The sequence below is a fragment of the Ginsengibacter sp. genome (assembly GCF_057362405.1).
Genome location: NZ_JBMQQG010000154.1, coordinates 76,361 through 90,990 on the forward strand (window position 1 = coordinate 76,361; position 14,630 = coordinate 90,990).

The 14,630-nt window shown below is 38.7% G+C and carries 14 protein-coding genes; 8 read left to right on the plus strand and 6 right to left on the minus strand.

The window, feature by feature from the left end; genetic code table 11:
- Positions 1 to 18 precede the first annotated feature (18 nt).
- From ACO1O5_RS13070 to ACO1O5_RS13080, 3 genes are all read left to right on the plus strand, one after another.
- Positions 19 to 999, plus strand: coding sequence for an MlaD family protein (locus ACO1O5_RS13070; protein ID WP_486270886.1), 981 nt, complete (start codon positions 19 to 21; stop codon positions 997 to 999).
- A gap of 184 nt (positions 1,000 to 1,183) precedes the next feature.
- Positions 1,184 to 1,681, plus strand: coding sequence for a hypothetical protein (locus ACO1O5_RS13075; protein ID WP_486270888.1), 498 nt, complete (start codon positions 1,184 to 1,186; stop codon positions 1,679 to 1,681).
- 382 nt (positions 1,682 to 2,063) lie between these two features.
- The gene (locus ACO1O5_RS13080) at positions 2,064 to 2,735 is read left to right on the plus strand and encodes a hypothetical protein (protein WP_486270890.1); all 672 of its coding nucleotides are present in this window, start codon (positions 2,064 to 2,066) and stop codon (positions 2,733 to 2,735) included.
- A 439-nt stretch (positions 2,736 to 3,174) separates the two neighbouring features.
- Here ACO1O5_RS13080 and ftsH read toward each other — a convergent pair whose 3' ends face one another.
- Positions 3,175 to 5,169: an ATP-dependent zinc metalloprotease FtsH gene (gene ftsH / locus ACO1O5_RS13085; RefSeq protein WP_486270892.1), complete on the minus strand. Its 1,995-nt coding sequence runs from the start codon at positions 5,167 to 5,169 to the stop codon at positions 3,175 to 3,177.
- A 231-nt stretch (positions 5,170 to 5,400) separates the two neighbouring features.
- On the opposite strand from ftsH, the gene ACO1O5_RS13090 reads away from it, so the two are divergent.
- From ACO1O5_RS13090 to ACO1O5_RS13105, 4 genes are all read left to right on the plus strand, one after another.
- Entirely contained in the window at positions 5,401 to 5,535 is a 135-nt protein-coding gene (locus tag ACO1O5_RS13090; protein ID WP_486270893.1) for a hypothetical protein, read from the plus strand.
- A 60-nt stretch (positions 5,536 to 5,595) separates the two neighbouring features.
- Complete coding sequence (locus ACO1O5_RS13095) at positions 5,596 to 6,603, plus strand: zinc-dependent alcohol dehydrogenase family protein (protein ID WP_486270895.1); 1,008 nt, start codon at positions 5,596 to 5,598, stop codon at positions 6,601 to 6,603.
- 49 nt (positions 6,604 to 6,652) lie between these two features.
- Positions 6,653 to 7,360: a ZIP family metal transporter gene (locus ACO1O5_RS13100; protein ID WP_486270897.1), complete on the plus strand. Its 708-nt coding sequence runs from the start codon at positions 6,653 to 6,655 to the stop codon at positions 7,358 to 7,360.
- Between the two features lie 183 nt (positions 7,361 to 7,543).
- The gene (locus tag ACO1O5_RS13105; protein WP_486270899.1) at positions 7,544 to 9,418 is read left to right on the plus strand and encodes an acetate--CoA ligase family protein; all 1,875 of its coding nucleotides are present in this window, start codon (positions 7,544 to 7,546) and stop codon (positions 9,416 to 9,418) included.
- A gap of 148 nt (positions 9,419 to 9,566) precedes the next feature.
- Here ACO1O5_RS13105 and ACO1O5_RS13110 read toward each other — a convergent pair whose 3' ends face one another.
- The 4 genes from ACO1O5_RS13110 to ACO1O5_RS13125 all read right to left on the minus strand — a co-directional run bounded on the left by ACO1O5_RS13110 (position 9,567) and on the right by ACO1O5_RS13125 (position 12,311).
- Positions 9,567 to 10,241, minus strand: a complete 675-nt coding sequence (locus tag ACO1O5_RS13110) for a BON domain-containing protein (protein WP_486270901.1) — start codon at positions 10,239 to 10,241, stop codon at positions 9,567 to 9,569.
- A gap of 149 nt (positions 10,242 to 10,390) precedes the next feature.
- On the minus strand, positions 10,391 to 11,023 hold the full coding sequence (locus ACO1O5_RS13115) for a phosphoribosyltransferase (RefSeq protein WP_486270902.1): 633 nt from the start codon (positions 11,021 to 11,023) through the stop codon (positions 10,391 to 10,393).
- A 99-nt stretch (positions 11,024 to 11,122) separates the two neighbouring features.
- Positions 11,123 to 11,776: a dienelactone hydrolase family protein gene (locus tag ACO1O5_RS13120; protein ID WP_486270904.1), complete on the minus strand. Its 654-nt coding sequence runs from the start codon at positions 11,774 to 11,776 to the stop codon at positions 11,123 to 11,125.
- Positions 11,777 to 11,789: 13 nt separating this feature from the next.
- A complete protein-coding gene (locus ACO1O5_RS13125; RefSeq protein WP_486270906.1) occupies positions 11,790 to 12,311 on the minus strand; it encodes a YciE/YciF ferroxidase family protein in 522 nt (173 codons plus the stop codon).
- Between the two features lie 196 nt (positions 12,312 to 12,507).
- Between ACO1O5_RS13125 and ACO1O5_RS13130 the strand changes: the two genes are divergently transcribed.
- Positions 12,508 to 13,845, plus strand: coding sequence for an erythromycin esterase family protein (locus tag ACO1O5_RS13130; RefSeq protein WP_486270908.1), 1,338 nt, complete (start codon positions 12,508 to 12,510; stop codon positions 13,843 to 13,845).
- A gap of 424 nt (positions 13,846 to 14,269) precedes the next feature.
- Here the strand turns inward: ACO1O5_RS13130 and ACO1O5_RS13135 are convergent, their stop codons facing one another.
- A complete protein-coding gene (locus tag ACO1O5_RS13135; RefSeq protein ID WP_486270909.1) occupies positions 14,270 to 14,557 on the minus strand; it encodes a hypothetical protein in 288 nt (95 codons plus the stop codon).
- Positions 14,558 to 14,630: the final 73 nt, after the last annotated feature.

Here is a 14,630-nt window from a genome sequence, read left to right on the forward strand (position 1 = left end):
TTCAAAAACAGGATTATTATGGCAAAGAGAATGATGAATAACGTAAGACTTGGTGCATTTGTTTTGTCAGGCTTATTTTGTTTGATATTGTTATTGTATATGATTGGCAAAAACCGAAACATGTTCGGTTCCAATTTTATTTTAAAAGCAAGATTTGAAAATGTACAGGGATTAAAAGCGGGTAACAATGTCCGTTATGCCGGCATTGATGTGGGTACAGTGAAAAAAATAAACATCGTCAACGATACACTCATGGAAGTAACCATGATTATTGACGATAAAATGAAATCTATTATTCGTAAAAATGCTATTGTTTCCATCGGCACCGATGGCCTCGTAGGAAATAAAGTGATGAATATAACAGCCGTCAAACAAACATCGCCGATTGCGGAAAATGGTGACATATTGATTTCAAAGAAGCCATTAGATACCGATGAAATGCTTAGAAAGCTTGAGGTAACGAATAATGATATTGGCATTATCGCTGAAGAGTTGAAGTTGACAACGCAACGCCTTAATAACAGTAGTGCATTATGGAATATTTTAAATGAAAAAGAATTACCCGAAAATATAAGATTATCAGCGGGCAACATTCGCCAGGCAACGGCGAAAGCCAACGACATGGCCAAGGATTTATACACAATAGTGAATGGCATGAAAATGGGGAAAGGATCGATAGGGGCCATTCTTAACGATACTTCTTTTGCTTATAACCTGAATGAAGCTGTCATCAAAATAAAATCTGTTGGGGATGAAGCTGATTCGTTGTCGAACCAGATAGGAAGCGCAATTTCGGCAATTCAAGCGGATATAAATAGTGGCAAGGGAACCATAAATGCTTTATTAAAAGATAGTTTATTGGCAATTAAAATAAATAAAAGCCTTGATAATATTCAGCAAGGCACTGATGGTTTTAACCAGAATATGGAAGCTATTAAACATAGCTTTTTATTTCGTGGTTACTTCAGAAAACTGGAAAGACAAAAAAATAATAAGTAAAAGGAATTAAGAGACCAGTGATGATAGCCAAACGTACTCCTTATAATGCAATCGTAAAAAAAGAATAATAAAAAGTTAGGCTGATGAAACAATTGATGAAGTTTAATGAATTAAATATCTCAGGGATTCAAAGGTATTAGAACAGAGCTTCTGATGATACTACTAATAATTTTAAAATGAAAAAATGAAAACACGTTATTTTATTATCGTAATAATCATTCTGATGCTTGCATGTAATACAAAAAAACCCTCCAAGATTAGCCCATATGCCGATACAACAACTGTGAATCACATAGATACTGCGAATGCTGCAACAGATACCCATTATTTTTGGAGCTCTGAATGGGATACAAAAAATCGGCTGGAAATGAAGAAGGTTTCTCAGTTGAACAAGGATGAATTAACCCCCGCAAATCTTATACAAAAGATTAATAGCCTGTATCCGAAAATTCAGCTCCGGTTTATAAAAGTATTCAATGACACTATATTTGTGTCCATCAATAACAGCAGCTATTTAACACAGCAAATGGGATCAAGCGGCGCTGAAACTTATCTCGCCGAAGTAACCTATAATCTCACCGAATTGAAGGATGTTAATTTTGTTCACTTGCATTTTAAGGAGGGTGATCATGCCTCACCAGGTACTTATGCAAGGACAGACTTCGTAGAAATCAATAACTAACGCAAGCCAATAATATGCAAGACCGCACAATACAGAATGCATTAAGTTGCTCCCTTTTTATAAAAACTTCTTTCAGAAAAGTTATTGATTTCTGGTTAATTATGTCCGTCAGGCTTAGGGTTGAAAACGAAACGTGAATTTTTTAAGATCGGTTGTTCGCATATGCATTTCAAGTAAACGTGTATTTTTTTGTCAGAAAAGTCAATTCTAATCCCTATAGTCATTTGAAATTGCTATTCTGATTACAGTCAAAATTTTTGACGAACAATTACTACCCACTGATGAATATCAGAGTATTTAATATTGTTCATCAGCGATCAACTACCCTGGCATTCATACATTTACATCGGTAATTTATTTTGTTACGAATTAATTATTTTTTATGAAAAAGATCATGTTAATAATTGCCGGTATAATGTCACTAGTTATATCCGCAAACGCCCAGGAGAAATTGGTTCAACCGGCTAAAAAGCTGTTCGTTTCACTTTCTGGCGGACCGTCATTTCCTGTCAGCGCTTTCGAATCAAAAAATGCCAATATCACTAATAATTCCACTTCAGGTTTTGCCAAAACAGGGTTTAATATTAATGTGCATTTTGGATACCAGTTGCATGAAAACTTTGGTATGGTTTCTCACCTGCTCTTTTCAGAGTATAAACTTAATGTTTCTAAATTTACAGACGTAAATGTATCTGCAGACCACTGGCAGTATTATGGAATACTCGTTGGCCCGATGCTTACATTACCCGCCGGAGAAAATGCACGGTTTGATTTTAAAGCACTTGGAGGGGTTTCTAACGTTAACTCACCCGGTGTAACTGTGAATGGGGCCAACTATTTTAAAGAACAATGGTCAGCTGCCTTTGCACTTCAATTAGGCACAGATTTCCGCTACAATCTCAATGAGAGCCTGTATCTTATTGCGAACGCGGACTACAGTTACATGAAGCCCAAATTTACAGTAACTAATGTAGAAGGAGCAACATTTACCCATGCGCCAAGGCAAGAAATGGAACATATTAATCTTACCGGGGGTATCGGATTTAACTTTTAATTTTACTTGTTAAAAATGTAGAATTAAAGGCTGAAAACTGAAAACTAAAAATCTACTACCTGTATCTGCAGTAGCTGCAAGAACAGGTAGTTTTTTTTAGCATTTTGAACAACCTGCCTGAATGGTTTGCCCAATATAATCACATTCGTCAATAACTATTGTCTTGAAAGATTCGAATACCCTGTTAGTCACGTCAATTGTGCAAGAGTTCGAATCTTTGCTATTGAAATATGTGTTCCAATTTTTTGCTGTCAGGGAGATATTTTGTCGAGATACAAAACAACCGAACCATGAATTATTAGTTCGGGATATTTAATTTTCAAAAAAAATATTTGGACTGCGTTGCATACATTTTTTAAAAAGCCCTCCGCACGAAACCACAACAATTAAATTTCAAAAGCCTGGAATTAATGTTTTTCAAAAATCTTTTTCATTATTGTTAACTCTGCGCCATTTCAGGCGGTGAAATTATTTTTTGGGAGGTTGTGTCGGCTGTCACTGTCTCTACATTTCTGCTTCCCAAAATCCGTTCCATGTCTTCCTTATAAATCACTTCCTTATCTAAAAGCAATTCTGCAACTTTTTTTAGTGATTCTTTATTGTGCTCAAGAATTTCCTTCGAGTGTTCGTAGGCGTTAGCTACGAGCCCACGTACTTCTTCGTCTATGAGTTTGCCGGTTTCTTCGCTATAGGGTTTTTGAATACTCATATCTTTTTGCCCGGTAGAATCATAAAAACTTACATTGCCGATTTTTTTGTTGAACCCAAAAAATGTTACCATCATGTAAGCTTCTTTGGTTACTTTCTCCAGGTCGTCTAACGCACCGGAAGATATTTCTCCGAACACTATTTGTTCAGCCGCTCTTCCGCCCAAAGTTGCGCACAGATGTTCTTTAAAATAAGATTCGCTGTGTAATTGCTTTTCTTCGGGCAGATACATTGCAGCGCCCAAAGATTTTCCCCGTGGAATAATGGAAACTTTTACCAAGGGATCAACTTGCTTCAGCAACCAACTTACCACGGCATGGCCGGCTTCATGATAAGCGATGATCTTCTTCTCGGCCGGCGAAATGATTTTCCCTTTTCGTTCAAGGCCGGCAACTATTCTGTCAATAGCATCCAAAAAATCCTGGCGTCCTACTTTATCTTTTCCTCCGCGTGCAGCTATTAATGCTGCCTCATTGCAAATATTCGCAATATCTGCTCCTGAAAAACCAGGAGTTTGGGCGGCTAAAAAACCAAGGTCAATCGTATTGTCATATACAATCCGGCGCAGATGAACTCTAAATATTTCTTCTCTTTCTTTTAGATTTGGAAGCTCGAGATAAATATGCCTGTCGAATCTGCCTGGCCTGAGTAACGCAGGATCGAGCATGTCTGCCCTGTTGGTAGCGGCTAATACAATCACACCGTTATTGGTACCAAACCCATCCATTTCGGTGAGTAATTGATTGAGGGTACTTTCTCTTTCATCATTTGAGCCAGACATGAATGCTCCCTTTCCGCGTGACCTGCCTATTGCGTCTATCTCATCAATAAAAATAATGCACGGGGCTTTTTCTTTTGCCTGCTTAAACAGGTCACGCACCCGTGATGCACCCACGCCTACAAACATTTCAACAAACTCCGAACCCGAAATAGAAAAGAAGGGAACCTTAGCTTCGCCCGCAACGGCCTTCGCAAGCAATGTCTTACCTGTTCCCGGTAAACCAACTAAAATAATTCCTTTTGGAATCTTGGCCCCCAATCGGGTAAATGCATTTGGATTTTTGAGGAAGTCCACTATTTCTTTCACTTCCATTTCTGCTTCGGCCAGCCCCGCCACGTCATCAAAAGTTACAGAACTTTGTTGCTTCTCAATTAATGTGGCCGTAGATTTTCCAAAATTAAAAACTGACGAATTACCGGAACCCAAACCCATTCCACCTCTTCCTCTTATTAAAAAATTCCAAAAAGCAATTAACAAAATCAATGGCAGCAGCCATGTCGTAATATTCCAAAACCAGTTGGAGGTTCTTGTGTAGGTGACAGGTATTTTTTCATCGAGCGGAAGGTTCTTTTCTGCCTCATCCAGTTTACGATCAAAAGTTTCCACAGAACCAATGGTTATGAAATATTGTGGACCGGGATTGATGCTTTTTCCCGATACAGGCTTAAGCACTTTACTAAAAATTGAATCGTTCACCATAGAACTCTTGATATATATTTCAGCTTTTTCATTGTTTATAACAACTATTCTTTCAACAGCTTTCCTGGCAATCATGTCTTTTTCAAACTGCTGCCACGTAATTTCTTTTTCGCCGTTTGAACGATTCATTAACATGAAAAGCCACAAAAGTGCAAGTGCCGGAAGATAAAGCCACCACGATTTAAGACCGCGCCGGGGAGAAGGTTGGTCCTGAGAATCAGATTTGCGATTTTCTTCTTCAATCATCAAATAAAGTTGACCTTAAATATTCGCAGTATAAATGATATGTATCAAGAGAATCAATGATTGTATTCATTAAATATGATATGGGAATATGGTATTTTGTATTAAATATTGAGAAACCATTGTACACTTAATTAAATTGTATAAAACAAATAGGGTGGGATTAAAAACGGAGCTGGTTTAGGCCGGTTCCGTTCCTTTTGAAAAATTTCTCAATATAAATTAGCATGTTAAATGAAAACAGAGTTTGCAAAATTTCTGGTGAATAAATCTTTACAATCATTTATTACCAAGAGCGGTGAGGCAATTGATAGTATGACCGAAAATCAAATAGCAGCATGGGTGAAAGATTTTTATGAGGACAAATAATTGATTGGTTGTTCAGCCATTTTGCAAAAATTAAAATTAGTATTTAACCGAATTTTTATTATGCAACTTCCCGCCACGATGAATGCAATGGTATTAGAAGAACCCCGAAAACTTTTGGTGCTGAAAAAGATTCCATTGCCGCCTGTCTCCGCCGGCGAGGTATTAATTAAATTAACAGCATGCGGGGTTTGCAGAACCGATCTCCACATCATAGATGGAGAACTTGCGCAACCCAAACTTCCTTTAATTCCTGGCCATGAAATTATTGGTACAGTAGTTAAAAAAGGCAGTTCAGTTATCCATTTAAAAGAAGGTGATATTGTTGGTGTTCCATGGTTGGGCTATACTTGCGGCAAATGCAAATATTGCGTAAGGGGCCAGGAGAATCTTTGCGAATTTGCGGGCTTTACCGGCTATACTATCGATGGCGGTTACGCCGAATACACAGTGGCCAGTGAACAATATTGTTTTCCGATTCCACCAATGTATAATAATCCTTCAGGTGCTCCGCTTTTATGTGCCGGGCTTATTAGTTACCGGTCGTATAGTATGATTAATAAAGATGCTATTAACATTGGTATTTACGGATTTGGGGCTGCAGCTCATATTCTAATACAGGTGGCCCTTTCCCAGGGTAAAAGAATATTTGCGTTTACACGTGACAGTGATATTGGTGCCCGGCAATTTGCTTTGAAACTTGGGGCTGCATGGGCAGGTGGCTCGTCTGAAATGCCTCCTGAAAAATTAGATGCCGCTATTATATTTGCTCCGGCGGGAAGCCTTGTGCCAAAGGCATTGCAAGATGTGGATAAAGGCGGAATCGTGGTTTGCGGTGGCATTCATATGAGCGATATTCCCTCCTTCCCTTACAATATTTTGTGGGAAGAAAGATCCATTCATTCTGTTGCTAATCTTACACGAAAAGATGGCAATGAATTTTTAGCTATAGCACAAGGTGTGCCGGTTAAAACGGAAGTGACAACTTATAAACTTACGGATGCAAATAAGGCATTGAGCGACTTAAGAAATGGGAATATTCACGGGGCAGCAGTGCTTGTAATAGATTAATGGGAACGCGACAATTTAAAAAACTCCAATCAACTATTAATATTTTTTCATGTTGATTTTATTAATCTGCATTATTACATTTCTTTCAACCCTGGCAGGCGGGTTATTTGCATTACGTTTTAAAGACAAGCTTCACCTTATATTGGGATTTAGCGCTGGCGCTGTGCTTGGCGTTGTATTTTTTGATTTGTTTCCCGAGGCCCAGTTGCTTAGTGGCAGCAAATATGGTGTTGATAAAATCACATCTATTGCGGCCGTCGGTTTTTTCGTTTACATGATCCTTGATCGTTTGGCAGTTTTACATTCGCACGAGAAAGAAGAGCGTGCTAGTTTAAAGGGCAAATTAGGAGCAGGAAGTTTATCAATACATAGTTTTCTGGATGGCATTGCGATAGGTTGGGCATTTCAAATTTCTACATCAATCGGTATTGCGATTGCGATAGCAGTGGTGGCTCACGATTTTTCTGATGGAATTAATACAGTCGGTGTTCTAATAATTGATAAGGCCAATAGTCGCTCAGCGTTTAAATGGCTGCTGATTGATGCGGCAGCGCCGGTGCTCGGCATTTTATCAACTTTTTTTTTCAGGCCGACTGAGTCATCATTCGGTATCGTGTTGGCGCTATTTGCAGGTTTTTTCTTGTATATCGGCGCAAGTGATTTATTGCCTCAAAGTCAGCAACAATATCCAAAATTATGGACAACTTTTATGACTATTTTGGGTGCAAGTTTATTATACGTTGTAGCAAGACTTTGAGTGTAGTGAATTAAACCACTTCTCGCGGGTTGACAACAATCAATGCACAGTATAACCAATATCATAAAACATTATTGGTTGAACATTGAAATTTATAAAATTAGCGGTAGCTAAAGAAACTTCAGTTAATGGGCCATGATTCTATTTTTTATAAAACAACATACGTAACGAAACTTCATCACAATGCTGGAAAATAACATCTATGAATGGTTAGAAGAAAAGAAGATTCATATAGCCGAGCATAAGATTTTTGGGATTAATGAAGAACCGGTATCAGACTTTTATCCAGCGGCCTTAAAAATACAATCGCCTAAAGTAATTCACAAGAGTGAATTTGGCGCAGTAGCCATCAACCTGAATGATAAGGAGGACTTAAAAGTTGCGAAAGAAACAATTCTTTCAAATCTCCGGATGAATGGAATCGAGCTGGATGAGAAAGATAAATTCTTAGTGACCCGGATGTATTCCGGAATTGAATTGTTTTTCGGAATAATGAACGATCCCGTATTTGAAAGAGTAATTGTTTTTGGAGCGGGAGGAATTTTCACCGAGCTTTTTAAAGACATTTGTTTTATAGACAGCGAGGCAAATGACGCAGAAATAATAAAAGCAATTACGCAGACTAAAATCTCAATTCTTTTTACAAAGGGCTTCAGAGGAAAGAAATATAACATCAATGTTATCGTGGATTTCATAAAAAAACTCCAACAGCTTGATGTAAGAGAGATGGATCTCAATCCCGTAATATTGCACGGAGACACTCTAACGGTTGTGGATGCACGCTTATTGGAAAAGCCTGCTGTTATAACCAAGAAACCAATTAAATATTTGCCGGAGATTTTTACGCCGGCGAAAATCGCAATTATAGGGGTAAGCAACCATCCTGAAAAAGTTGGCTATGCCCTTGCTAAAAATGCTGCAAACTATTCTGAAGTTTTATTTGTAAACCCAGGTATTGATACACTGTTCGGTAAGAAAGTGTACAAATGTATCGGGGACCTGCCCTTGATTGATACTGCAGTTATTGCAATACCCGTAGCGGCAATCAAAGAAACTATTGAACAACTGGTAACCAGGCAGGTAAAAAATATCATCATAATTACTGCGGGTTTTAAGGAAGCCGGCAAAGATGAAAGTTTCCTAACTGAATTGGCAGCTACCCACAATCTGAATATTATCGGACCCAATTGCCTCGGAATTTTCGTCAATGGCCTCAACCTTACTTTTGGCACAGGCGATATTAAAAACGGCAATGTGAATTTGTTTTCACAATCGGGCGCAATTGTGGCAGAACTGATGGATAGGGCCGCAGAAAAAAATATAGGCTTTGAAAATGTTATTTCTGTAGGAAATATGGCCGATATAGATTTTGGTGATCTCATCAATTCTTACGGGGGCATTAATCCGCTAAATTTATATGTTGAAGGAATTGCTAACGGAAAAAATTTGCTGCGGCCTATTCGCAAAACAAAATCATTAGTAAAAATATTTAAGGCGGGGAAGAGTGAGGTGGCCAGGAGGGCAGCTTTTTCACACACGGGTAACATGGCCGGCAATTATGAAATGTTCGTGGACCTGGCAAGGAGTGCAGGAGCTAAGATTTTGGAGGATGTTAATGGACTTTTATATCCGCATCATTTTGAAAAAGTATTAATTATCACCAATGCCGGTGGCGCCGGAACTATTATGAGCGACCTCGTTAATGATAAGCTATACCAGTTAACTCCTGAAGAAACTAACAAACTAAGTGAAGTACTGCCACCCCATTGGTCAAAAAATAATCCTGTTGATATTATAGGAGACGCAGGCTATGAAAGATATTTGAAAGCGTTGCAAATAGCAGATGACTTTAGCGCTGATGCCATTTACGTAATTGTTACGCCACAGTTTATGACCGACACAGAAAAAATAAGCCGGATTTTTATTGATGAAAAATTCAAGACTAAAGTATTACCTGTATTATTAGGAGGTGAGATGACGGAAACAGCAAAAGCTCTTTTACAAAAAAACAAGATAGAATTTTTTGAAGAGCTTAATGAAGCAGTTTCCTTCTTGTGATAAACAATTAATGCTTCTATATTCCTGGCGCATTCTTATACCATGATTTTTTCTGTAGCTTCTTAATTCATATTACAGGGTACTGCCTAAAAACTTAAACAGTACCCCTGTAAATATTAGGTATACCAAATTCAGATTTCGGCTTCACTTAGTAGTCAAGCTCATATTCCGGTACTTCTATTTCCAGATTATTTGTCACACTTGTAACCCCCGGCGCATTCCATGCTGCATTTTCGGCATCTTCTTTTTCTGTGTAGGAGCGAACCTTTCCACGAAGAATGACGCGGGTTCCACTAACGTCAGCCGTTATTTTTGATGAGTCAATGGTTGCGCTTCTGTGAAAAGCCTCGTTAATCCTTTTCTCAATAGCAGAAGAAACGAGTTTAGGTTTTACAACTATTAAATTAATTACACCAAGAACCCCGGCTAAATTTGCTACTGCTGATTTTGCATTTGTTTTTTGATATTCCCATTCTACTTCGCCTTCAAGTCTTACCAACCCGTTTTCAACCTTAATTTTAATTTTCTCTTCCTGCACGGCAGTATGCCATTTCAGTGCGTTTACAACCGCTTCGGCTATTTCAGTATCTGTTTTCTTATCAGCCGGCGATACGCCTATCTGGATGTCTTCTGCAATGGCTTTCACACCTGTAATTTTTTTAGCGGCATCTTCAGCAGCGATTTTTTTTAGATAGGAATCAACTTGACCTGATAGCGTAACGATTCCATTTTTAACAGCCACGCCAATTTCAGAAGCATTTAAAAATGGCTCCCATTTTAACTGGGCCATCACATCTTTTTGAATTTGAGAATCTGTTTTCATTGTTACTAATTTTAAAAGTGAAAAAATTTATTTAATAAGAAAAAGCCAACTCCATCGATAATGGAAGTCAATTATCAGAAACAGTTTGGATGGTAGTGAGCGTAGTGTTACAGCTTTGTTGAAACACGAACGTAAAGGACGTAAAGGAATTAACCTGCTTTCTGAAATTCTTTCAGTCTATTGAGGTAAAAAATTACTTCTTCGTCACTTACCTGGCTAAAGTCTTTATAAAATGCGCCTACCCCGTGAAAAACAGATGGAGTGATAACGGTAATTACCTCGTCGGCCACTCTTGATATCCTGTCAACGGCGCTTTGCGCAGCTACAGGAACGGCAATAATAATTTTACCCGGCTTGCTTTTTCTTAATACCTGTATGGTGCTTAAAATGGTATTACCGGTTGCAATTCCATCATCAATAACAATTACGGTTTTGCCTTCCAGGCTTGCAGGTTTTTCTTCGCCCATAAACTTTACATACATTTCACGAAGCCTTTTGCGGACGCGGATTAACTCCTGTTGTATGTAAGAATCAGAAACATTTTCATGTGGCTCTACAAAATAATCGGTAAGGCTTGCGGCACCTATCGCATACTCCTTATTCATTGGATGTCCAATCTTCTTTGTCAAAACAACTTCTACAGGAAAATCTAATTCGCCCGCAACCGCATAGGCAACGGGCACGCCACCACGCGGAACAGCCAAAACAATTCCCGGCTCATCTTTATATTTTTTTAGTTTAGCTGCCAGCAATATTCCGGCTTCAATTCTGTTAGTAAACATTTCATTAGGCATTTAAAGTTTACAACAATCATGTTTCAAGTCTTTTCTTAAATTTTTAAATTACTTGCACTCAACCCATGTTGTCAACAAGAATTTAAATCACACGTTAACAGGCATTAAATACTGTTCAAACCAGCTACCAGCCAATTCCGATACGATGTCCATTTTACCAGGCTCTTCAAACAAGTGTGTAGCGCCTTCAACCACTTCCAGTTTCTTTTCACACTTTAGTTGCGAGTAAGCTTGCCTGTTTAATTGGAGTACGTCATAATCTAAACTGCCAACAATTAACAGGGTGGGAGCTTTTACATTTGGTAAATCTTTCATGACTAAATCCGGCCGGCCACCACGGGAAACTACGGCGGCAATATTGGGTACAGACGATGCCGCTTTTAATGCAGATGCAGCACCGGTGCTGGCACCAAAATAGCCGATACGAAAGTCTCTTATAGCAGCAGGAACTCGTTCCAGCCACTCAGTCGCACCGGCTAATCTGGTTGTAATTAAGTCTATATTAAACCTGTTATTATAGTTTTTATCTTCCTCAATAGTTAACAGATCAAACAATAGGGTTGCAAATTTCTTCGTATGCAAGTATTGCGCTACCATCTTGTTTCGGCTGCTAAACCTGCTACTACCACTTCCGTGAGAGAAAACAATAATTGATTTTGCACCGTTTGGGATGATTAGTTCCCCCGGCAATTTTATATTCCTTACAGGAATATCTACGGGAATATGCAAAACCTCTTCCATAGCCTGAGTTTTATCAGGGCAAAACTATTGGCGCTTTGGCCCTGGCGTTTATTTCATGTTCAGCCAATTGAGACAAGCGGTCGTCTATTTGTTTTTCATTTATTTCAGCCTGATGAAATATACCTCCCTTATCTTCCATTTCTAACGTGTAAGCAAATGCGGCTGCCGTTCCATAGGCGCTTATTTTGTAGTGATTAATTGCCTGGATGCACGCTAATAAACAGGCATCTTTTACCTGCAGATCCTGGCATGTCGAGAGTTTTTCATTCGTCTCATCAATAAAAGCCTGCATGATCCGGTTTGAAATGCTTACAGAATCTATTTTCTCATTTTCATAAAACTCATTCATCGCAGGTATGTGCTGCTGTACAAAGCCAAGGTATTTCTGTAGCACATTCTTAAGTTGCAAAGAAGAAGCGCTGTTTATCCAACCGTGCAGATTTTTCTCAAGTTGTATTTCTGCAACAACGAAATTACGGGCATCATAATCCAGCAGGTTATGAAGCGTGCTGATAGTTTGATTATTGTTTTCCATAATACTCTTTTTAGTTGCAACAAATTTACCATTACCACAGCCCGGCAGCCATGATTCGAATCAGTAATATTTCTGATTGTACTCATTGAAATTTATTAATATATGAATTTGCTTTACATAGGGTTTTACCGCCTGTTATATTTGGTGCTCCAGTCGGTAATTCAATCAATTTTCGCAGCAATTAAAAAGTAAAATCATGCGACATTATTTTACAAAAGAGCCATCGTTAAATGAAGAAGAAATAACCGGCTCTATAAAACAATGGGCTTATCCCCTGCAAAGCAAAAATGATTTAAACCCTTTGTTCGAATACATAGGAGATTCGAGGATTGTGATGTTGGGCGAAGCCAGCCACGGCACGCATGAATATTATACCTGGCGGTCGCACATTACCAAAAAATTAATTGAGGAAAAGGGATTTAATTTCATTGCGGTCGAGGGCGATTGGCCCGATTGTTACCGCCTGAATCGTTTTGTAAAGGGTTACGATATTGACAACAAAAGCGCTTTTAAAGTATTGCATGCTTTTAATCGCTGGCCTACGTGGATGTGGGCCAATTGGGAAATAGTTGCGCTCGCAGATTGGTTGCAACAACATAATGCCGGATTACCCGCCAACAAAAAAGCAGGCGTGTACGGCCTCGATGTTTACAGCCTTTGGGAGAGTATGGAGAGTATTATGCAGTACTTAAGAAAAACAGATCCTGCTGCGCTAAAGGTTGCGGAGGAAGCATTTTCCTGTTTTGAACCCTACCGGAAAGAGGAAGGGCAATCGTATGCAAGAGCCTCGCAATTTGTTCCCGAAATATGCGAGAATGAAGTGGTGCATTTGTTAAAGGAGATACGGGAGAAATTGCCGACTTATAATACCGATCATGAAAATGTTTTTAGCGCTGAACAAAATGCCTTGATAACTGTGAATGCTGAAAAGTATTACCGTGCTATGATTAAAGGTGGTCCGCATAGCTGGAATGTGCGTGACCGCCATATGACGGATACGCTTACACGCTTATTAGAATTTCATGGACAAAATTCGAAAGCAATTGTGTGGGAACACAACACGCATATAGGCGATGCAAGGGCAACCGATATGGCAGATGAAGGTATGTACAATATCGGTGAACTGGCAAGGTTGGAACTCCATGATAAAGGTGTTGTATTGGTTGGTTTTGGTTCTTATACCGGTACGGTTATGGCCGGCCGCAGTTGGGGCGCCCCAATGCAATCGATGAGTGTTCCCGAAGCTGCAAAGGGAAGTTGGGAATATTTATTGCATAAATCCGGTAAAGAAAATAAATTATTATTAATGCATGATTTTGCCAATAACGATATGCTTATGGAAAATCATCTTGGCCACCGTGCCATCGGCGTGGTGTATAATCCTGTTTATGAACAATACGGAAATTATGTGCCAACGATTGTGCCGTTGCGGTACGATGCATTCATTTACCTGGATGAAACAATGGCATTGCATCCTTTGCATATTGAGCCCGATGGGCACCTGGTACCGGAGACTTATCCATTTGGGGTATAAGGATCACAACGATATTAACGATATCCCGTATTATTTGCGTGTAGCGTGGCGTGAAAATATAGTCTCAGAATGCGATGCGAGTACAGTTATCTGAGATTATAAAAATGCATATGATAGGTCACCCAAATGTCTTTGTAATGAATGGTTAATCAATAAAGAATTCAAAATTCTGTTTTTTTGAATCTGCTTTCGGGAATATAAGTTACACGAATTAACTTTGGGCTATTGAAGTAGGTATATTAACTTCGCCAATAAAATACGCTAATGCAAAATAAAAACGAAGAAAAAGAAGCTTTAAAAGGAATTTTATTAGTTACAATATTGGAAGGTTTGGGCCTTCTTTTTCTCATGTATATCAATAGCTGATAAGAGGCGGATCAAGTTGAATACATCAACCCAACGGATTGAATCAATGGACCAGGCTCTATACTTCTGTTATGTTAGTGGGTATACCAAAAAGCGATTCATGATGTGAAGCTCCGGATTTAACTTTATCGATACCGCTTTGTGTAATTGAAATGGCAATTTTATCAAGTTGCTTTACAACAACAAATTCTCTTTCAGCCAATAGTTGTAAATGCCTCTGTATAACATCCCATCCACAGAACTGTCGCAAAATGATTTCCCGTGCACTGCATAAATAAGTCTGGGGATGTGCATCATTTTTTACGATATCGAAAATGGTTTGTAATGTTATGTATTCGTCTTCCATGTAATAAATTTACGCGTAACTATGTTTCTAAACTCATGCTAACTGTTAAAAATTATCAACATAAAAATAGAAA